The sequence below is a fragment of the Pseudomonas fluorescens genome (genome assembly GCF_902497995.1).
Classification (GTDB): Bacteria; Pseudomonadota; Gammaproteobacteria; order Pseudomonadales; family Pseudomonadaceae; genus Aquipseudomonas; species Aquipseudomonas fluorescens_BK.
In genome coordinates this window covers 107821-128681 of the sequence record NZ_CABVII010000009.1, presented here as the reverse complement: position 1 = coordinate 128681, position 20861 = coordinate 107821, and the positions used below count along the sequence as shown (strand labels likewise).

The following is a 20861-nucleotide window of genomic DNA, read 5'->3' as shown; positions in this document are numbered from 1 at the left end:
GGCTTCAGTCGGATTTCGCAGGGAGCATCCAGATAATCCCACTGGCCTTGGCCCGCTCATGACACAACCCCAACACCCTGCGCCGTTCCTCGTTGTCCATCCGGCTCCAGCGCGTGATCTCTTCCACCGTGCGTTGGCACCCGGTACAGACATCGTCCTCGTCCAGCGCACACACATTCACGCAGGGCGATCGAACCGGGCGTTCGGGGATGTTCATTGTTCCTGCTCAGCCAGATCGCGGGCATAACGCTGGGCGTTATGCACGTAGTGAGCGGCACTGGCCTCCAGCATTTTCTTCTGTCCTTCGGTCAACTCGCGCACCACCTTGCCGGGCGACCCCATGACCAGCGAGCCGTCCGGAATTTCCTTGCCTTCGCCGATCAGGGAGTTGGCGCCGATGATGCAGTTCTTGCCGATTTTCGCGCCATTGAGAATCACCGCGTTAATCCCGATCAGACTGTAATCACCGACAGTGCAACCGTGGAGCATGGCGTTGTGGCCAATGGTCACACCGGTGCCGAGGGTCAGCGGGTAGCCCATGTCGGTGTGCATCACCGTGCCATCCTGCACATTGCTGTTCTTGCCGATCAGGATCAATTCGTTGTCGCCACGCAGCACGGCGTTGAACCAGACGTTGGCGCCCTCTTCCAGCTTGACCTTGCCGACCAGCACGGCGTTGGGTGCGACCCAGCTCTGTGGATGGGTTTCGACGCGAGCGTCGCCCAGGCGGTATTTCATCTTTGTTCCCTCGAGGCTCAGGCAGGCTCACTTGCAAAAAAGGTTCGGCCATTTCGAACGATGGCTTCAGGTGTCGGTAAAACGCTTGGGCGGCTGGTGCAGACTGATTCTGGCGTCATAAAGCAGGTTGATCAACTCGACGATCATGATCGCGGTCAGGCCCCAGATCTTGTATTCGCCAAAACGATAACTCGGCACGTACCAACTGCGGCCCTGGTAATCGATGCGGTGGGTATGCTCCCTTGGGTCCTTGCGGAAGAATTCCAGGGGTACGCTGAACACCGCGGCAATCTCGGCATCGTTGGCCTGATAGTCGACGAAGTCCGGAATCACGCCGACATAGGGCGTGACCTTGATGCCGTGCAGGGAGATCAGCGGACTCAGCGGGCCGATCACTTCGACCAGCCCCGGCGGCAGGCCGATTTCTTCTTCGGCTTCGCGCAGAGCGGTGAAAACAAGGTCCGGGTCTTCGGGGTCGCGGCGACCGCCGGGAAAAGCGACTTCACCGCCATGGGTCGAGAGCCCGCTGGCGCGCAGGGTCAGAACCAGTTCAGGTTCATCACTGCGAGTGATGGGCACCAGGACCGCGGCCTCAGGGAAACGCTTATCGGTTTCCAGTGTGCGCGGGATGTGGTTGCTTACTCGATGCAGTAGCTCGTCCAGCATGAGACTTCTCGACTTATTCTCTACCTTGCATCATGCACCAATCGAACCGACCGCCCAACCCCATAACCACAGCATGTCGCTAAACGACAACTTGCCGACTGACACCGCCGCACGCCAAGATAGGCGCAGCATTCAGGAACCCAAGCATGAAATTTTGCAGTCAGTGCGGCAACCCGGTGACCCAGCGCATTCCAGAAGGCGATTCGCGCCTGCGTTATGTCTGCGATAGCTGCCATGCGATCCATTACCAGAACCCCAATATCGTCGCCGGTTGCGTGCCGGTCTGGGGCTCGAAGGTATTGCTGTGCCGACGCGCCATCGAGCCACGGCGCGGTTACTGGACCCTGCCCGCCGGTTTCATGGAGAACGGCGAAACCATCGAGCAGGCGGCGATTCGCGAGACCGCCGAGGAAGCCTGCGCCCGGGTGCGTGACCTCTGCATCTACACGTTGATCGACGTGCCGCACATCAGCCAGGTGCATGTGTTCTTTCGTGCCCAGCTGGTGGATCTGGATTTTTCCGCCGGCCCCGAAAGTCTGGAAGTGGCGCTGTTCGAAGAAGCCGACATCCCTTGGTCCGAGCTGGCTTTCCGCACGGTGGGCCGTACCTTAGAATGCTTCTTCGCAGACCGGCGGACCGAGACCTACCCCGTGCGGTCCGAATCGATCCCGCCGCTGGTTCAACCTGCGATCAGCTAAAAAACCTTCTATAAATAAAATAGTCGCGACACCTTTCAGGGATATCGTTTCAATGCGCTGGTTGCTTGCCGTGTTTTGCATGTCGTTCGTCGCTATTTCCCAGGCCTCCACGGCGGAAACCCTGGATGGCAAAGTCGTCGAAAAAATCCTGGTGCTCAAATCGGCGCATCAACTGCAATTGATCAACGACGGCAAGCCGCTCAGGACCTATCGCATTTCATTGGGAAAAAGACCTGTCGGTCCAAAACTCATGGAAGGCGACAAGCGCACGCCTGAAGGTTTTTACTGGGTGGACTGGCGCAAGACCAGCGACCGCTTCAACCTGTCGATGCACATTTCCTACCCGAACGTCAGCGACGCCGTCCGCGCCCGGCGCGAAGGCGTCGAGCCCGGGGGCATGATCATGATCCACGGCACTCCGGACACCGAGGACAATCCCGAAGCCCTGTTCCACACTCTGGACTGGACCGACGGCTGCATCGCCATGCGCAACATGGACATGCGCGAAGTCTGGGGACTGGTGCCGGATGGCACGATGATCGAAATCCGTCCGTAACGACTGACCTTTGGTCGCTCGTCGAAAAATAAAATCAAAAAATCGCAGCCTGCGGCAGCGCCTGCCGGGGTGATACCACTCCCCCATGCAGGCGCTGCCGCCGGCTGCGATCTTTGCCTTCAAAATCCCCATCACTAATACCACTTGAAGCCACCACCTGATCCCCATGCTCAACAGGTCCGGTTTTCCTGCGCCTGGAGCAAAGTGGTCCGATTGACATGGTATTCAAGTGGTATTAGTTTTCACTGCATTACCGGGCGACAACACTCCAATACCCGCATCGGACACCTTCTATGAATGACCTCCAGGCGCTACGCCCCGACGATACCCAGCCCACGCCGTTGTACCTGCAACTGGCGCGCAATCTGGAAGCGGCGATCCATGCCGGCCAGTGGAAAGCCGAGCAGGCCATGCCGTCGGAGCGCAATCTCAGCGAAACGCTGGGCATCTCCCGCGTCACGGCACGCAAGGCGCTCGAGGTGCTGTTCGAACAAGGGCTGATCCGGCGCCACCAAGGTTCCGGCACCTTCATTACCCCGCGTCTGGAGCAGCCGCTGTCGCGCCTTTCAGGCTTCAGCGAGATGTTGCGGCTCAAGGGCTTTGTCCCCGGTTCGCAATGGCTGGAGCGAGAAATCACCCCGCCGACCCACGAAGAGCTGATCCGTCTGGGTCTCTCGCCCAACGACAAGGTCGCACGGCTCAAACGCCTGCGCAAAGCCGACGACACGGTGATGGCGATCGAAATGAGCACCCTGCCCGCCACGATCATTCCCAGGCCGCAAGCGGTGGGCGATTCCCTCTACGAATACCTCGACGGCATCGGCAAACCGGTGGTCCGCGCCTTGCAGCACATCCAGGCGATCAACGCCTCGGACGAATTCGCCGCGCTGGTGGGAATCGCCCCCGGCACCGCGATGCTGCTGATGACCCGGGTCGGCTACCTGGAAGACAACACGCCGATCGAAGTCACCGACACCTACTGCCGCAACGATTACTACGATTTTGTCGCAGAGCTTCGTCGATAAAGAGCTCCGTCGATGAAGAGCTTCGCCGCAAGACAAAGCAACCGGGAACCGAAAATGTCCGAAGACAACATCCTCACCGCCCACGGCTGGGTTCGCGGCCGGCTGATTCATCAACACGGCAAGGTCGTGTCCATCGAAGGCCAGCCTTGCGATCCGGCGGACAATGACTTGCCTTACCTGCTGCCGGGCTTCATCGACCTGCACGTTCACGGCGGCGGCGGCAAAGACATCATGGAAGGTGCGACCGCCTTCGAGACCATCACCAGGACCCATGTGCGTTTCGGCACCACATCGCTGCTGGCCACCACCATGACGGCACCGAGTGAAGAGATCTCCCGTGTACTCAAGGACGTCGGCGAGTTCTGCGAGCAGCGGCCAAAGGGCAGCGCCCGGGTCCTCGGCGTACACCTGGAAGGCCCGTACATCAACCCCGGCAAACTCGGGGCCCAACCGAACTTTGCCCACACCGCGTTGATGGCCGAAGTCGAAGAATACCTGGCGCTGGCACCGATCCGCGTCATCACCATCGCCCCGGAAATTGCCGGTCACGACGCCTTGATCCGCACCCTCAGCCGTCGCGGTGTGCGCATGCAAATCGGCCACACCCTCGGCAGTTACGAGGAAGGCGTGGCCGCGCTGGAAGCCGGCGCGACCAGTTTCACCCACCTGTACAACGCCATGAGCCCGCTGCATCACCGCGAGCCGGGCATCGTCGGTGCGGCGCTGGCTCATGCGAAATATGCCGAGCTGATTCCCGACTTGCTGCATGTCCACCCCGGGGCCATCCGCGTGGCCCTGCGTTCGATCCCGTGCCTGTATTGCGTCACCGACTCCACCGCCGCCGCCGGCATGCCCGATGGTGAATACAAGCTCGGCAGCCACACCGTCACCAAATGCCTGGGCGGTGTGCGCCTGCCTGACGGGACCCTGGCCGGCAGCACCCTGACCATGGATCAGGCCCTGCGCAACCTGGTGAAGATCGGCCTGCCGCTCGCCGAGGCTTCGCAACGTCTTTCGCAATTTCCCGCCGACTACCTCGGCCTGCAAGAACGCGGCCGCCTGGTACCAGGCAGCTGGGCCGACTGCGTGCGGCTGGATCGCTCACTCACACTGACCGCCGTGATGGTCGAAGGAGAAGACATTGACTTCAAAAATGCTTGAAGAGGCGCTGTCCTCGTTCGAGGCCGTGCAAGCCCAACTGCAACACCTCGACCCGCAGATGATCGAGATCGCCGGACGCCTGCGTCGTCAGCCGCCGCAAGTGGCGATGACGGTCGCCCGCGGCAGTTCCGACCACGCGGCCAGTTACTTCGCCTACCTGACCATGCAGCAACTGGGCATTCCGGTGGCGTCGTTGCCGATGTCGGTGGTGACCATGCAACAGGCGCCGCTGAAGGTCAGCGGCCAGGTGGCCTTCGCTTTCTCGCAGTCCGGGCAAAGTCCGGACCTGGTGAACAGCCTGCGCCTGCTGCGCAAGCGCGGCGCCCTGAGCATTTCGATGGTCAACGCCGAGAGTTCGCCACTGGAAGCGGCCTGCGAGTTCAGCCTGCCACTGTGCGCCGGCATCGAAAGCAGCGTCGCCGCGACCAAGAGTTTCATAGCCACCCTCAGCGCCAGCGCCCGACTGGTGGCGCACTGGAAACAAGACGTGGAACTGCTGGAAGCGGGCCTGGCCCTGCCGGAAGGCCTGCGCGATGCGGCCCGACAGGACTGGAACCTGGCCATCGATGCCCTGCGCGATTGCCAGCGCCTGATGGTGATCGGCCGTGGCGCCGGTTTCGCCATCGCCCAGGAAGCGGCACTGAAATTCAAGGAAACTTCGGCGATCCAGGCTGAAGCCTTCAGCAGCGCCGAAGTCCGTCACGGCCCGATGGCCTTGATCGATGAGCACTACCCACTACTGGTATTCGCCCCGCGCGGTGCCGAGCAGGCCGGGTTATTGAGTTTCGCAGCCGACATGCGCCAGCGCGGCGCCCGGGTATTGCTGGCGGCTCCGGAGGATGTCACCGAACGCGACCTTACCCTGACCCGCGCAGAACACCCGGCCCTCGACCCGATCCTGGCGATCCAGAGTTTCTACGTCATGGCCGCCGGCCTGGCGCTCGCCCGCGGCATGGACCCGGACCAGCCGCGCCACTTGAGCAAAGTGACGCGCACCCACTGATTCGAATGGCGAGCGAATACCTCTGTAGGAGCGAGCTTGCTCGCGAAGGACGTTAACGATTACGCGTTCTTCCTGAACAAACGCGCCGGCCTCAAGTCCTTCGCGAGCAAGCTCGCTCCTACAGAGGCGCGCTGATCCGAACCGTTGTTTTTATTGATGAGACCGAGCCATGCACAACAACAATAAAGAGCTGATCCTCAGCGCCCCGCTCAGCGGCCCGGTGCTTACGCTCGCCAAAGTCCCGGACCCGGTGTTCGCCAGCGGCGCCATGGGCGACGGGATTGCCATCGATCCGTTGAACGACACCCTTCATGCACCCTGCGCCGGCATGGTGGTGCATGTAGCCCGTACCGGCCATGCCGTCACCCTGCGCGCCGACAATGGCGCAGAACTGTTGCTCCACTTGGGCCTGGACACGGTCGAGTTACAAGGCGAAGGCTTCTGCATGCTGGTCAAGGAAGGTGCGCGAGTTGCCACCGGCCAGCCGTTGTTGCGCTACGACCTGGACCAGGTCGCGCAGCAGTGCAAAAGCCTGGTCAGCCTGATGATCCTGACCAACAGCCAGGACTTTCAGGCGCGGCCGATCACCTTGAAATCGGTCAAGGTGGGTGAACCGCTGCTGCACATCATTCGCCGGCACGCACCGGGGGCTCAGGCTGAAGTCGACATGTCGGGAGAAGCAATCCACGGCCACATCCGCATTGCCCATCGCGGCGGATTACATGCCCGGCCGGCGGCGCTGATCAGACAGACTGCGCAAGGCTTCAAGAGTAAATCCCGGCTGCATTTCGGCGGAAAATCGGCTTCCTGCGACAGCTTGATCGGGCTGATGGGCCTGGCCGTCGGCGAGCAGGACGAGGTTCAGGTCAGTTGTCAGGGCCCGGACGCCGAAGCGGCCGTGCAAGCATTGTTGGCCGCATTGTCCACAGCGCTGGCCGAAGACAGCCATGCCATGGCGCCACCCCCCATTGCCCAGCGTAAACGCGCGGCAGAAGCGGGCGTGCTGCACGGTGTCTGCGCCGCTCCGGGCCTGGTCGGCGGGCCGTTGTTTCGCCTGAGTGCGATCAGTCTGCCGGTGGATGCCGGCCACCATGATCCCGAGCAACAACAGCAAGCCCTGGACGTCGCGCTGAGCCGGGTTCGCAGCGAAATCGACAGCACCCTGGCCCAGGCCAGAAAACACAAGCACACCGACGAAGAAGCGATCTTCGCCGCCCATCTCGCGTTGCTCGAAGACCCGGCATTGCTCGACGCGGCCAACCACTCCATCGACCAGGGCATGGCCGCGACCCATGCCTGGAGTCGATCGATCGACGCGCAGTGCGAAGTGCTGCAGCAACTCGGCAGCCCACTGCTGGCTGAACGCGCCAACGACCTGCGCGATCTCAAGCAACGGGTATTGCGCGCCCTGCTCGGTGAAGCCTGGCATTACGACGTGCCCGCCGGGGCCATCGTTGCAGCCCATGAACTGACCCCGTCCGACCTGCTGCAACTGAGCCAGCAGGGTGTTGCCGGGCTGTGCATGGCCGAAGGTGGCGCGACTTCCCATGTAGCGATTCTCGCCCGGGGCAAAGGCTTGCCCTGCCTGGTGGCACTGGGCGCGACGCTGCTGGATCAGCCACAAGGCCAATCGGTGGTGCTGGATGCCGACGGCGGGCGTCTCGAATTGCTGCCCAACGCTGAACGCCTGGCCGAAGTCCGTCAGGCGCAACTCGATCATCAACAACGTCGCGCCGAACAACAGACTCAGGCGCACACCCCGGCGCTGACCCTCGACGGCGTGCAGATCGAAGTCGCCGCCAACGTCGCCTCCAGCACTGAAGCGGCTGACGCCTTGGCCAATGGCGCCGACGGCGTAGGCCTGCTGCGCACCGAATTTCTATTTGTGGACCGCCACACCGCGCCGGACGAAGAGGAACAGCGCCTCGCCTATCAAGCCGTGCTCGATGCCATGGGCGACAAGTCGGTGATCATCCGCACCATCGACGTCGGTGGCGACAAACAACTGGACTATCTGCCCCTTCCCGCCGAAGCGAATCCGGTGCTCGGTTTGCGCGGCATTCGCATGGCACAGGTTCGGCCGGAACTGCTGGACCAGCAACTGCGAGCGCTACTGCATGTCAGCCCGCTGTCCCGTTGCCGGATTCTGTTGCCGATGGTTACCGAACTCGATGAGCTGCTGCACATCCGCCAGCGCCTCGACGCTCTGTGCTCTGAGCTTGGGCTCGCCCAGCGCCCGGAACTGGGGGTGATGATCGAAGTCCCGGCCGCTGCGCTGCTGGCCGAACAGCTGGCAGAGCATGCGGACTTCCTGTCCATCGGCACCAACGATTTGTCCCAGTACACCCTGGCCATGGACCGTGATCACGCCGGCCTCGCTTCGCGGGTCGATGCGCTGCACCCGGCGCTGCTACGGCTGATCGCCCAGACCTGTGCCGGTGCGGCGGTGCATAACCGTTGGGTCGGGGTCTGCGGGGCACTGGCCTCTGATCCCCTGGCCACTCCGGTGCTGATCGGCCTGGGCGTCAGCGAGTTGTCGGTAAGCCCGGTGCAGATCGGTGAAATCAAGGATCGCGTCCGCCACCTCGATGCTGCCGAATGCCGACGCATCAGCCAGGACCTGCTCAAGCTGAGCAGCGCCGCGGCTGTACGTCACGCCTGTCATCAGCAATGGCCTCTTGGCTGAACAACAAAAAGAACCCAGGGAGATCCGCCATGTACCAATATTTCATCGAAGGCCTGCAGCGCCTCGGCCGCGCGCTGATGCTGCCGATTGCGATCCTGCCGATTGCCGGCCTGTTGCTGCGTCTGGGCGACACCGACCTGCTGGACATCGCGATCATCCATGACGCCGGCCAGGTCATATTCGCCAACCTGGCAATGATCTTCGCCATCGGCATCGCGGTCGGGTTCGCCAAGGACAACAACGGCACCGCGGGCCTCGCCGGCGTCATTGGCTACCTGGTGATGATCTCCACCCTCAAGGTGCTCGACGCGAGCATCAACATGGGCATGCTCGCCGGGATCGTCAGCGGCTTGATGGCCGGCGCGCTGTACAACCGCTTCAAAGACATCAAGTTACCGGAGTACCTGGCGTTCTTCGGTGGCCGGCGCTTCGTGCCGATCGTGACCGGGTTCGCCGCCGTCGGCCTGGGCGTGGTGTTCGGCCTGATCTGGCCGCCGATCCAGCACGGCATCAATGGCTTCGGTACGCTGATGATGGAGAGCGGCAGCTTCGGCGCGTTCGTCTTCGGCGTGTTCAACCGCCTGCTGATCGTCACCGGGTTGCACCACATCCTCAACAACATGGCGTGGTTCGTCTTCGGCAACTTCACCGACCCGACCACCGGCGCCCTCGTCACCGGCGACCTGTCGCGCTATTTCGCTGGCGATCCGAAAGGCGGCCAGTTCATGACCGGCATGTTCCCGATGATGATCTTCGGCCTGCCCGCCGCCTGCCTGGCGATGTACCGCAACACCCTGCCGGAACGGCGCAAAATCATGGGTGGGATCTTCCTGTCGATGGCGCTGACTTCGTTTCTGACCGGCGTCACAGAGCCGATCGAATTTGCCTTCATGTTCCTCGCGCCGCTGCTGTTTTTGCTGCATGCGCTGCTGACGGGGTTGTCGATGGCCATCACCAACCTGCTGAACATCCACCTCGGGTTCACCTTCTCCGGGGGGTTCATCGACATGATTCTGGGTTGGGGCAAATCCACCAACGGCTGGCTGGTCATTCCGGTGGGACTGGCGTATGCGGTTATTTACTACGTGGTGTTCGACTTCTGTATTCGCCGGTTCAACCTCAAGACGCCCGGGCGTGAAGACGTACCGACGGGCGATAAAGTGGTGGTGGCCGAGCATGAGCGCGCCGGGGCTTACATCAAGGCGCTGGGTGGCGCGCAGAACCTGATCACCGTGGGCGCCTGTACCACACGGCTGCGCCTGGACATGGTGGATCGCAACAAGGCTTCGGATGCCGAGCTTAAAGCACTGGGCGCGATGGCGGTGGTGCGTCCGGGCAAGGGCGGCAGCTTGCAGGTGGTCGTCGGACCGATGGCGGACAGCATTGCCGATGAGATTCGCCTGGCGATGCCGGCGTTGGGCCGAGCGCTGGTCCCCACTCCTGCCGCTGTTGTTGATGTGCCGAAACCTGCCAGCGTGGCGACAACAGAAGCGCAGCAATGGCTGAAGGCGTTGGGCGGTAGCAACAATGTGCTGCAAATGGATTGCATTGCGATGACCCGCATTCGCCTGCAGCTGGCGGACGGCAAAACAGTGTCAGAGGATGATTTGAAGGCATTGGGTTGCCAGGGTGTCAGTCAGTTGGACGGCGGGGTCTGGCATCTGTTGATTGGCAACAAGGCAGCCAGTTTGAGTGAGGCGCTGGAGGTGTTGGTCAATCGCAGTGAGGTGAGTGCCAAGGTTTAGATGGATGGCGCCGTTTAGTCAGTCTTCGCGGGCAAGCCTCGCTCCTACGGGTTTTGGGTCAATCGCACAGTACGTGCCCGACACCATCCCCTGTAGGAGCGAGGCTTGCCCGCGAAGAGGCCCTCCCAAACACCAAAAATCCCAGAAAAAAAAACCGCTGACAAATCAGCGGCTTTTTCATTTCGGCAGCCGCGGAATCAGAAATCCTCCAACCGCCACACCTCATAAGCCGGCGTCTCATAGGGATGGCTGAGTTTCAACGCAGCCACCACGACCACGATCGACTCATCCGCCACCACCAGCTCAACTTTCCATTCCTCGACCTGCTCGACCTGCCCCGCTTCCCCAATAAACGGCTGACTGCCATCCAAAGGACGAAACTGGCCAAGGCCCAGCACTTGCCAGGCACAGTGGTCATAAGCCCCGACCCGCCCGCCACCGGCAGCGAATACGGCGCTCTTGACCACCTCGACATGGCTGTCGGGAACAAAGAAGCTGAGCTTATACACAGCGCTTAGTTCACCCAGACGCGGGCATTACGGAACATGCGCATCCACGGTGCATCTTCGTTCCAGTCTTCCGAACGCCACGAGTTCTGCACGGCGCGGAACACCCGCTCCGGGTGCGGCATCATGATCGTGACGCGACCGTCGCGACTGGTCAGCCCGGTGATCCCGCGCGGCGAGCCGTTCGGGTTGGCCGGATAGCTTTCGGTGACCTTGCCGTGGTTGTCGACGAAACGCATCGCCACGCAACCGGACAGGTCGGCTTCGAGCAATGCTTCTTCGCTGGCGAATTCGGCATGACCTTCACCATGGGCGATGGCGATCGGCATACGCGAACCGGCCATGCCCTGCAGGAAGATCGAATTCGACTCCTGGACCTGAACCATCGCCACGCGCGCTTCGAACTGCTCGGAGCGGTTGCGCACGAAATGCGGCCAGAATTCGCTGCCAGGGATCAGCTCGTGCAGGTTGGACATCATCTGGCAACCGTTGCACACGCCGAGGGTGAAGCTGTCGTTACGTTCGAAGAAACCCTGGAAGGCATCGCGAGCACGGCTGTTGAACAGCGCGGACTTGGCCCAGCCTTCGCCGGCACCCAATACGTCGCCGTAGGAGAAACCGCCGCAAGCGACCATACCTTTGAACTCGTTCAGGTCGACACGGCCGGCCAGAATGTCGCTCATGTGCACGTCGATCGCGTTGAAACCGGCGCGATCGAACGCGGCTGCCATTTCCACCTGACCGTTGACGCCCTGCTCACGCAGCACGGCAACCTGTGGGCGGATGCCTTTCTTGATGTAAGGCGCGGCGACGTCCTGGTTGACGTCATAGCTCAGCTTGACGCTCAGGCCCGGGTTGTCTTCTTCCAGCAGCACGTCGAACTCTTGTTCGGCGCAGTCGGCGTTATCGCGCAGACGCTGGATCTGGTAGCTGGTTTCAGACCACTGGCGTTGCAGCAGACGACGCTGGCCTTCGAACACGGTCTCGCCGTTGAAGGTGATGTCGATCTGGCCGTTGTTCATCGGTTGACCGACCACCGATACGCAGTCACCCAAACCGGCAGCACTGAACTGCGCGAGGATGTCCGGGGTAGCGTCCTGGCGAACCTGGATCACCGCACCCAGTTCTTCGTTGAACAGGATCGCGGCGATGTCGGCGGAGGTTTCTGCCAGGCCGTCGAGGTTCAGGCTCAGGCCGCAGTGGCCGGCGAAGGCCATTTCCACCACGCTGGTCAGCAGACCACCGTCGGAACGGTCATGGTACGCCAGCAGGTGACCGTCGGCGTTGAGGCCCTGGATCACGGCGAAGAAGGCTTTGAGGTCTTCGGCATCATCGACGTCCGGCGCTTGCGAGCCGAGCTTGCCGTGAACCTGGGCCAAAATCGAGGCGCCCATGCGGTTCTGGCCACGACCCAGGTCGATCAGGATCAGGTCGGTGGTGCCCTTGTCCATGCGCAGTTCCGGCGTCAGGGTCTGACGGATGTCAGCCACAGGCGCGAAACCGGTCACGATCAGGGACATCGGCGAGGTGACAGTCTTGTCTTCGCCATTGTCGTTCCAGCGCGTGGCCATGGACATCGAGTCCTTGCCCACCGGAATGGTGATACCCAGGTCCGGGCACAGTTCCATGCCGACCGCTTTCACGGTGTCGTACAGGCGCGCGTCTTCGCCCGGGTGACCGGCAGCGGACATCCAGTTCGCCGACAGCTTGATGTCGGAGATCTTGTTGATGCGCGAAGCGGCGATGTTGGTCAGGGTTTCGCCGATGGCCATGCGGCCCGACGCCGGAGCGTCCAGCAGAGCCAGCGGAGTGCGCTCGCCCATGGCCATGGCTTCACCGGTGTAGACGTCGAAGCTGGTGGCGGTGACGGCAACGTCGGCCACCGGAACCTGCCACGGGCCGACCATCTGGTCACGGGCCACGAGGCCGGTGATGGTGCGGTCGCCGATGGTGATCAGGAAGCTTTTGCTGGCCACGGCCGGGTGATGCAGGACGCGTTCGACGCAGTCGGCAATTTCCAGGGTCGACGGATCGAAGTCGTCGCCCAGTTCGTTTTCACGAACGGCCGAACGGTGCATGCGCGGTGCCTTGCCCAGCAGCACTTCCAGCGGCATGTCCACCGGGCTGTTGCCGAAGTGGCTATCCGTGACAGTAAGCTGCGGCTCGGCAGTGGCTTCGCCGACCACGGCAAACGGGCAGCGCTCGCGTTCGCAGATCGCCTGGAAGCGTTCGAAGTCCGCCGGGCCGACTGCCAGAACGTAACGTTCCTGGGATTCGTTACTCCAGATTTCGTGCGGGGCCATGCCCGGCTCGTCGTTTGGAATGTTGCGCAGTTCGAAGCGGCCGCCACGGTTGCCGTCGTTGACCAGTTCCGGGAAGGCATTGGACAGACCGCCCGCACCGACGTCGTGGATGAAGCTGATCGGGTTCTTGTCACCCAACTGCCAGCAACGGTCGATGACTTCCTGGCAGCGACGCTCCATTTCCGGGTTTTCGCGCTGTACCGAAGCGAAGTCCAGGTCCGCCGAGCTGGTGCCGGTGGCCATGGAGGAAGCCGCGCCGCCGCCCAGGCCGATCAACATCGCCGGGCCGCCGAGCACGATCAGCTTGGAACCGACGGTGATCTCGCCCTTCTGCACGTGTTCGGCACGGATGTTACCCATGCCGCCGGCCAGCATGATCGGCTTGTGGTAACCGCGAACTTCGTCGCCACGGGGGGTGGTGATCGACTGTTCGAAGGTACGGAAATAACCGGTCAGGGCCGGACGACCGAATTCGTTGTTGAACGCGGCGCCTCCCAGTGGGCCTTCGATCATGATGTCCAGCGCGGTCACGATGCGCTCAGGCTTGCCGTACGGCACTTCCCACGGCTGTTCGAAGCCCGGGATCTGCAAGTTGGATACGGTGAAACCGGTCAGGCCGGCCTTTGGCTTGGCGCCACGACCGGTGGCACCTTCGTCGCGAATCTCGCCACCGGAACCGGTGGATGCGCCCGGGAACGGGGCAATCGCGGTCGGGTGGTTGTGGGTCTCGACTTTCATCAGGATGTGCACCGGCTCCTGCACCGCGCCGTACTGGCGGGTTTCAGGGTCCGGGAAGAATCGGCCGGCGACGTTGCCGACGATCACCGAAGCGTTGTCCTTGTAAGCCGACAGCACGCCTTCGCTGTGCATCACGTAGGTGTTCTTGATCATGCCGAACAGGCTTTTTTCCTGGCTCTGACCGTCGATGTCCCAACTGGCGTTGAAGATCTTGTGACGGCAGTGCTCGGAGTTCGCCTGGGCGAACATCATCAGTTCGATGTCATGCGGGTTGCGCTTCAAGCCGACGAAGGCGTTGACCAGGTAGTCGATCTCGTCTTCGGCCAGGGCCAGGCCCAGCTCGGTGTTGGCTTTTTCCAACGCGGCGCGGCCTCCACCCAGCACGTCGATCGCGGTCAGCGGCTTGGGCTCGGCGTGGCGGAACAGACCGGCAGCCTGTTCGAGGCTATCGAGGACGATCTGGGTCATGCGATCGTGCAGGGCATCGCAGATCAGCTGCGCTTCGGCGTCGCTGAACTGGCCGGCGACGTAGAACGCGATGCCGCGCTCCAGACGCTGGATCTTCGTCAGGCCGCAGTTGCGAGCGATGTCGCTGGCCTTGCTCGACCATGGCGAAATGGTGCCGAAACGCGGCAATACCAGAAACAGACGACCGGTCGGCTCTTGTACCGGAACACTTGGGCCGTACTTCAGAAGGCGCGCAAGCACCTGCTGTTCGTCGCCGGTCAGGACGCCGGTAACTTCGGCGAAGTGAGCGAATTCAGCATACAAGCCGCTGACAGCCGGGACCTTCTGGCTCAGTTGCTCAAGGAGTTTGCTGTGGCGAAAGGCAGAAAGGGCAGGAGCGCCGCGCAGGATCAACATCTTCGGGACAGCCTCGGGAAGGGGTGTGCTTTGAGGCCGTGCATTCTAGCCTAAACAGGCCGCGACATCACTCGAAACGGTACGCACGGCCGTACCCGGACGTCGGAGCGCCTGCGCAGTGCCGTAACACAAGCTCTGCGGGAAGCGCGCCAAGGGTTATTTTTTGTGTCATGAAGTGCCGTGCAAGCCCATTCCTGCGGGCGCCGGACGAGTTTTTCACCCTCTAGCAGACAAGCCCTTCGCTGTCGAGATATGGCGCTCGTGGTCCTTTGCGTATACTGCGCAGATGTTTTCCCCAACGGCTTTGCGTCCGCGGTACGCCAAATGGCTGATCGCAACCGGACTCTTCCTGATGCTCAGTGGCTGTGTTGATAAACCCAACACACTCGAGCGCGTAAAGGAGGATGGCGTGCTGCGGGTGGTTACCCGAAACAGCCCGGCCACCTACTTTCAGGATCGCAACGGTGAAACCGGCTTCGAATACGAGCTGGTGAAGCGCTTCGCCGACGATCTGGGGGTCGAGCTCAAGATCGAAACCGCCGACAACCTCGACGACCTGTTCAACCAGGTGGGCAAGCCCAACGGCCCGGTGCTGGCTGCCGCCGGCCTGGTCGCCAGCGAGCAGCGCAAGAAGCAGGTGCGGTTTTCCCACTCCTACCTGGAGGTCACCCCTCAGATCATCTATCGCAACGGCCAATCGCGGCCGACCGGCGCGAAGGATTTGGTGGGCAAGAAGATCATGGTGCTCAAGGGGAGCATCCACGCCGAGCAGCTGGCGGAACTGAAAAAGAAATATCCGGGCATTCAATACGAAGAGTCCGACGCGGTGGAAGTCGTCGACCTGCTGCGCATGGTCGATGAAGATCAGATCGACCTGACCCTGGTCGACTCCAACGAAGTCGCGATGAACCAGGTCTACTTCCCCAACGTGCGAGTGGCCTTCGATCTCGGCAATGCCAGCAATCAGAGCTGGGCCGTAGCGCTTGGCGACGACAACAGCCTGCTGAACGAGATCAACAGCTACCTCGACAAGGTCAAGAAGAACGGCACCCTGCAACGTCTCAAGGACCGTTATTACGGGCACGTCGATGTGCTCGGCTACATGGGCGCCTACACCTTCGCCCAGCACTTGCAGCAACGGCTGCCCAAGTACGAGAAGCACTTCAAGGCCTACGCCAAGGTAGAGAAAGTCGATTGGCGCCTGCTGGCCGCGGTCGGTTATCAGGAATCCCTGTGGCAAGCGGCCGTCACCTCCAAGACCGGTGTGCGCGGGCTGATGATGTTGACCCAGAACACCGCACAGGCCATGGGCGTGTCCAATCGCCTCGACCCCAAGCAGAGCATCATGGGCGGCGCCAAGTACCTGGCCTACATGAAGGAACAGCTGGACGACTCGATCCAGGAACCGGATCGCACCTGGTTTGCCCTGGCGGCCTACAACGTTGGCAGCGGTCACCTGGATGACGCGCGCAAACTGGCGGCCAAGGAAGGGCTTAACCCGGACAAGTGGCTGGACGTGAAGAAGATCCTGCCGCGGCTGTCCGAGAAGAAGTGGTACAGCAAAACCCGCTACGGCTACGCCCGGGGTGGCGAGCCGGTGCACTTTGTGGCCAACATCCGTCGTTACTACGACATCTTGACCTGGGTCACGCAGCCGCAGCTTGAAGGCAATCAGGTGGCTGAAGGCAACCTGCATGTGCCGGGGGTCGACAAGACCAAGCCCAGCCAGGAAACCCCGCAGCTCTAGATTTTTGGTGTAGTCGAGGACGCCTTCGCGGGCAAGCCTCGCTCCTACAGGATCTGCGTCGGCCCTGTAGGAGCGAGGCTTGCCCGCGAAGGCAGCACCGCCGATCTAACCCTTCAACGCGGCGGCCAGGATCAGCGCTTTCATCTCGGAAACAGCCGACTTGAACCCGACAAACAACGCATGGGCCACCAGCGCATGGCCGATGTTCAGTTCGTTAATGCCCTTGATTGCGGCAACCGCTTCCACGTTGTGATAGTGCAGACCGTGACCGGCATTGACGATCAGGCCCTGGGCCAGGCCAAACGCCACGCCATCGGCGACACGCTTGAGCTCTTCAGCCACTTGCGTCGGCGTCTCGGCGTCTGCATAACGGCCAGTGTGCAATTCAATCGCCGGCGCACCCACACGACGGGACGCTTCGATCTGCCGCTCGTCAGCATCGATGAACAGCGACACCTCACAGCCGATCTGCGCCAGGCGATCCACCGCCGCCTTGATCCGCGCTTCCTGCCCCGCTACGTCGAGGCCACCTTCGGTGGTCAGTTCCTGGCGGGTTTCCGGGACCAGGCAAATGTGCGCCGGGCGGATGCGCTCGGCGAACGCCATCATTTCTTCGGTGACGCCCATTTCGAAGTTCATGCGGGTTTGCAGTACATCCTTGAGCAGCAACACGTCGCGCTCCTGGATGTGCCGGCGGTCTTCACGCAGGTGCACGGTGATGCCGTCAGCGCCCGCCTCTTCGGCGTCGAGTGCTGCCTTGACCGGATCCGGGTAACGAGTGCCCCGGGCCTGACGCAGGGTGGCAACGTGGTCGATGTTCACGCCAAGAAGAATGCGATTGCTGGTGGTCACGGAAGCGCTCCTGAAGAAGGGAAAGTTCGGTGCACAGCATACACGGGGAGCCAGGATCTGTTGACGTTTGGTCAACAGATCCTACGGCTTGCGAAACAACTCGCGACTGACCAGCGGACGACCGCCCAGGTGTACGGCCAGCGCCTGGCGCATCAGACGCTTGGCGGCGGACAACGCGCCGGGCGCGGACCAGTCGGCGTCCGCCATGGCCAGCAGTTCGATGCCATTGAACAGACCGGGTTGCAGCAGATAGACCCGCTCCAGGCCCGCATCGACCTGCAAGCGATAGAGACCGTCCGGTGCGATGGGTTCGCCGTGGATGTCGCAGGTGAGCGTAAAACCGTAGCCGAGATCGTCCAACAGCCGCCATTCGAAGGAGCGCAGTAGCGGCTCCAGCGGACGGCCTTCAGCCAGGGCGAGCAAGGTGGCGGCATAGTGATCGAAGACGGCGGGATGCGGGTCTTCGGCGGGCAACAGGCGAATCAACAGTTCGTTGAGGTAGAGACCACTGAACAACGCCTCACCATTGAGCCAGGTGGAAACGCCGGCACTTTCCATGCGCCCGACGTTCTTCAGCTCGCCACGCCCCCGGAATTCGACTTCCAGTGGCACGAACGGCCGCGCCAGTGTCCCCGCCTTGCCCCGTGCACTGCGCAATACCGCCCGCAGCCGACCTTGCGGCGTGAGGAAGTCCACCAGCGCGCTGTTTTCGCGGTAGGCGCGGGAGTGGAGGACGTAGGCGGGTTGGCCGGTGGGTGGGGTTGGGGACATGGGCGTCGAGTATCTCTAAAGGGAGAACACAGCCAGTGAAAACAGCGCCATCCAATGTGGGAGCGGGCTTGCTCGCGAAAGCGGTATGACAGTCAACAAATAGGTTGAATGTTAAGCCGCCTTCGCGAGCAAGCCCGCTCCCACATTGGATCTTTGTGCATCCAGGTCAAGCGATTACAGGTCGCCGTAACCCAGCGAACGCAGGGCGCGTTCGTCGTCGGACCAGCCACCTTTAACCTTGACCCAGAGGTTGAGCATGATCTTGGAGTCGAACAGCAGCTCCATGTCCTTGCGCGCTTCGGTGCCGATGCGCTTGATGCGCTCGCCCTTGTCGCCAATGATGATCTTCTTCTGGCCGTCACGTTCGACGAGGATCAACGCATGAATGTGCAGGGTTTTCCCCTGCTGCTTGAACTCTTCGATTTCCACGGTGATCTGGTACGGCAGCTCGGCGCCGAGCTGGCGCATGATCTTCTCGCGCACCAGCTCAGCAGCGAGGAAGCGGCTGCTGCGGTCGGTGATCTGGTCTTCCGGGAAGAAGTGATCGTTTTCCGGCAGGTGCTCGGCGATCACCCGCTCCAGCGTGTCCAGGTTGTGTCCGTGCTGAGCCGAGATCGGCATGATCTGCGCGTTCGGCAGCTGTTCCTGCAACCAGGTCAGGTGCGGCATCAGCTCGGATTTGTCTTCGATGCGGTCGGTCTTGTTCAACGCGACGATCAGCGGACCGGTGACGTACTGGACGCGCTCGAGGACCATCTGGTCTTCGTCGGTCCACTTGGTGCGGTCAACCACGAAGATCACCACGTCGACGTCTTTCAACGCCGCCGAAGCGGTCTTGTTCATGTAGCGGTTCAGCGCCTTCTCGCCACCTTTGTGCATGCCGGGGGTGTCGACGTAGATCGCCTGAACGGCGCCTTCGGTCTTGATGCCCAGCATGTTGTGACGGGTGGTCTGCGGCTTGCGCGAGGTGATCGCGAGCTTCTGGCCAAGGATGTGGTTCAGCAGCGTGGACTTGCCCACGTTGGGACGGCCGACGATGGCAACATAGCCACAGCGTGTTGCGGTTGAATCAGTCATTGCCATTCTCCACACCCAGGGCAATCAGTGCTGCGGCGGCCGCTACCTGTTCGGCAATACGACGACTCACACCCTGACCTCGGCTTTTTTCATTCAGTAAGGTGATTTCACATTCGACGAAGAACGTCCGGCAATGCGGTTCACCCTGGATATCCACCACTTCGTAACGCGGCAGCTCACAACCCCGGGACTGCAGGAATTCCTGCAGGCGGGTTTTTGGATCTTTGTTGGTGTCGACCAGCGTCAGCCCTTCGAACTCCCCGGCCAGCCAGGCCAACACGCGTTCGCGCGCCATTTCCATGCCGGCGTCCAGGTAGATCGCGCCAATCAGTGCTTCCAGGGCATCGGCCAGAATCGACTCGCGACGGAAGCCGCCGCTTTTCAACTCGCCGGAACCCAGGCGCAGGTATTCGCCCAGATCGAAACCACGGGCCAATACGGCCAGGGTCTCACCTTTCACCAGGCGTGCGCGCAATCGCGACAACTGGCCTTCGCGGGCCAGCGGGAAGCGATCGAACAGCGCCTCACCGGCGACGAAGTTGAGGATGGCATCACCGAGGAATTCCAGGCGTTCGTTGTTGCGCCCGGCAAAGCTGCGGTGAGTCAGGGCCAGGACCATCAGTTCCTGGTCCTTGAAGGTGTAACCGAGCTGACGCTCGAGACGGCTTAAGGAGACGCTCACGGTTTACCCACGCTGAGTTCGTGGCTGGATTCCACCGCCATCGCCGTGGTGCGGCGCAGGCTTGGGACAATTAACGCTGTGTTCAAAAATTACGTCCTGAATTTCATTGTTTTCATGCATCTGGCACCGATTGTACCGGTTCCAGAAATGCATTCGGCGCTGTGTTCAACAGCGCCGTGCGTGATTACTTGATCAGGCCAACCCGCGAGAAATTCGGCAGGTGACTGAGTTTGGGTTCCGGCCAGCTCATCCAGACTGCGAAGGCCTTGCCGACGATATTCTTGTCGGGAACCATGCCCAGCAGATCCTTGGGAATGCTCGGATCATCCCAGAAGCGACTGTCGTTCGAGTTGTCGCGGTTGTCGCCCATCATGAAGTAGTGCCCGGCGGGCACGGTCCACGAATGGTCCGGTGCAGCGCGGTAGCGGCTCATCTCCTTGCGGATCAGGTGCTCGGCAATGCCGAGTTTTTCCTTGTAGAGCTCGGCGCTGCCCAGCGTGCCCGGTTCGGAACCGACCAATTGCTCGGCAATCGACTCACCGTTGACGAACAGACGCTTGTCGGCGGTGTAACGAATCTGGTCACCCGGCAGGCCCACTACACGCTTGATGTAGTTGACGTTCGGATCGCTCGGGTAGCGGAACACCATCACATCGCCCCGCTGCGGCTCACCCACTGCGATGACCTTCTTATCGATCACCGGCAGGCGGATCCCGTAAGAAAACTTGTTCACCAGAATGAAGTCGCCAACGTCCAGGGTCGGTTTCATCGAGCCGGAAGGAATCTGGAACGGTTCCACCAGGAACGAACGCAGCACCAGCACGATGAACAACACCGGGAAAAACGACTTGCCGTATTCGACCAGCAGCGGCTCTTTGTTCAGTTTCTCGACCACCACCCCGTCAGGCTGGCTGACGCTGCCCTGATAGGAGGCAATGGCAGCACGCCGACGCGGCGCCAGGAAAACCAGGTCGAGCAACGCCAACAGGCCGCAGACGAATACGGCGATGACCAGCAACAGCGGGAAATTTAGTGACATAGGA

Annotated in this window: 18 protein-coding genes; 8 read left to right on the top strand and 10 right to left on the bottom strand. The window is 61.7% G+C overall.

Features of this window, described 5'->3' with window-relative positions:
• Positions 1 to 4: 4 nt before the first annotated feature.
• The 3 genes from F8N80_RS12810 to F8N80_RS12800 form a co-directional block, all read right to left on the bottom strand.
• Positions 5 to 217, bottom strand: coding sequence for a DUF1289 domain-containing protein (locus F8N80_RS12810; protein ID WP_150746870.1), 213 nt, complete (start codon positions 215 to 217; stop codon positions 5 to 7).
• Positions 214 to 738, bottom strand: coding sequence for a gamma carbonic anhydrase family protein (locus tag F8N80_RS12805; protein ID WP_150746871.1), 525 nt, complete (start codon positions 736 to 738; stop codon positions 214 to 216). The genes F8N80_RS12810 and F8N80_RS12805 overlap by 4 nt, the downstream gene beginning before the upstream one ends.
• Positions 739 to 804: 66 nt before the next feature.
• Entirely contained in the window at positions 805 to 1404 is a 600-nt protein-coding gene (locus F8N80_RS12800; RefSeq protein ID WP_150746872.1) for a CoA pyrophosphatase, read from the bottom strand.
• A 146-nt stretch (positions 1405 to 1550) separates the two neighbouring features.
• Between F8N80_RS12800 and F8N80_RS12795 the strand changes: the two genes are divergently transcribed.
• From F8N80_RS12795 to nagE, 7 genes are all read left to right on the top strand, one after another.
• Entirely contained in the window at positions 1551 to 2102 is a 552-nt protein-coding gene (locus F8N80_RS12795; protein WP_150746873.1) for an NUDIX hydrolase, read from the top strand.
• Positions 2103 to 2154: 52 nt separating this feature from the next.
• Positions 2155 to 2658, top strand: a complete 504-nt coding sequence (locus tag F8N80_RS12790) for a L,D-transpeptidase family protein (RefSeq protein WP_150783974.1) — start codon at positions 2155 to 2157, stop codon at positions 2656 to 2658.
• A gap of 293 nt (positions 2659 to 2951) precedes the next feature.
• On the top strand, positions 2952 to 3683 hold the full coding sequence (locus F8N80_RS12785; RefSeq protein ID WP_150746875.1) for a GntR family transcriptional regulator: 732 nt from the start codon (positions 2952 to 2954) through the stop codon (positions 3681 to 3683).
• Positions 3684 to 3737: 54 nt separating this feature from the next.
• A complete protein-coding gene (gene nagA / locus F8N80_RS12780) occupies positions 3738 to 4844 on the top strand; it encodes an N-acetylglucosamine-6-phosphate deacetylase (RefSeq protein ID WP_150783973.1) in 1107 nt (368 codons plus the stop codon).
• On the top strand, positions 4825 to 5847 hold the full coding sequence (locus tag F8N80_RS12775) for an SIS domain-containing protein (protein WP_150746877.1): 1023 nt from the start codon (positions 4825 to 4827) through the stop codon (positions 5845 to 5847). Before nagA ends, F8N80_RS12775 begins: the two co-directional genes overlap by 20 nt.
• Positions 5848 to 6016: 169 nt before the next feature.
• Positions 6017 to 8533, top strand: coding sequence for a phosphoenolpyruvate--protein phosphotransferase (gene ptsP, locus F8N80_RS12770; RefSeq protein ID WP_150783972.1), 2517 nt, complete (start codon positions 6017 to 6019; stop codon positions 8531 to 8533).
• A 29-nt stretch (positions 8534 to 8562) separates the two neighbouring features.
• Complete coding sequence (gene nagE / locus F8N80_RS12765) at positions 8563 to 10278, top strand: N-acetylglucosamine-specific PTS transporter subunit IIBC (protein ID WP_150746879.1); 1716 nt, start codon at positions 8563 to 8565, stop codon at positions 10276 to 10278.
• A 197-nt stretch (positions 10279 to 10475) separates the two neighbouring features.
• Here nagE and F8N80_RS12760 read toward each other — a convergent pair whose 3' ends face one another.
• On the bottom strand, positions 10476 to 10787 hold the full coding sequence (locus F8N80_RS12760; protein ID WP_150746880.1) for a Nif3-like dinuclear metal center hexameric protein: 312 nt from the start codon (positions 10785 to 10787) through the stop codon (positions 10476 to 10478).
• Between the two features lie 5 nt (positions 10788 to 10792).
• Positions 10793 to 14689: a phosphoribosylformylglycinamidine synthase gene (gene purL / locus F8N80_RS12755; protein ID WP_150783971.1), complete on the bottom strand. Its 3897-nt coding sequence runs from the start codon at positions 14687 to 14689 to the stop codon at positions 10793 to 10795.
• A 286-nt stretch (positions 14690 to 14975) separates the two neighbouring features.
• Here purL and mltF point away from each other — a divergent pair, with 286 nt between their 5' ends.
• Complete coding sequence (gene mltF, locus F8N80_RS12750; protein ID WP_150746882.1) at positions 14976 to 16436, top strand: membrane-bound lytic murein transglycosylase MltF; 1461 nt, start codon at positions 14976 to 14978, stop codon at positions 16434 to 16436.
• Between the two features lie 105 nt (positions 16437 to 16541).
• Here the strand turns inward: mltF and pdxJ are convergent, their stop codons facing one another.
• The 5 genes from pdxJ to lepB form a co-directional block, all read right to left on the bottom strand.
• Complete coding sequence (gene pdxJ / locus F8N80_RS12745) at positions 16542 to 17288, bottom strand: pyridoxine 5'-phosphate synthase (RefSeq protein ID WP_150746883.1); 747 nt, start codon at positions 17286 to 17288, stop codon at positions 16542 to 16544.
• Positions 17289 to 17369: 81 nt separating this feature from the next.
• Complete coding sequence (gene recO, locus F8N80_RS12740) at positions 17370 to 18059, bottom strand: DNA repair protein RecO (RefSeq protein WP_150746884.1); 690 nt, start codon at positions 18057 to 18059, stop codon at positions 17370 to 17372.
• A gap of 174 nt (positions 18060 to 18233) precedes the next feature.
• The gene (gene era / locus F8N80_RS12735; protein ID WP_150746885.1) at positions 18234 to 19136 is read right to left on the bottom strand and encodes a GTPase Era; all 903 of its coding nucleotides are present in this window, start codon (positions 19134 to 19136) and stop codon (positions 18234 to 18236) included.
• Positions 19129 to 19818, bottom strand: a complete 690-nt coding sequence (gene rnc / locus F8N80_RS12730) for a ribonuclease III (RefSeq protein ID WP_150746886.1) — start codon at positions 19816 to 19818, stop codon at positions 19129 to 19131. The genes era and rnc overlap by 8 nt, the downstream gene beginning before the upstream one ends.
• 184 nt (positions 19819 to 20002) lie before the next feature.
• Positions 20003 to 20857: a signal peptidase I gene (gene lepB / locus F8N80_RS12725; protein ID WP_150746887.1), complete on the bottom strand. Its 855-nt coding sequence runs from the start codon at positions 20855 to 20857 to the stop codon at positions 20003 to 20005.
• Positions 20858 to 20861 lie beyond the last annotated feature (4 nt).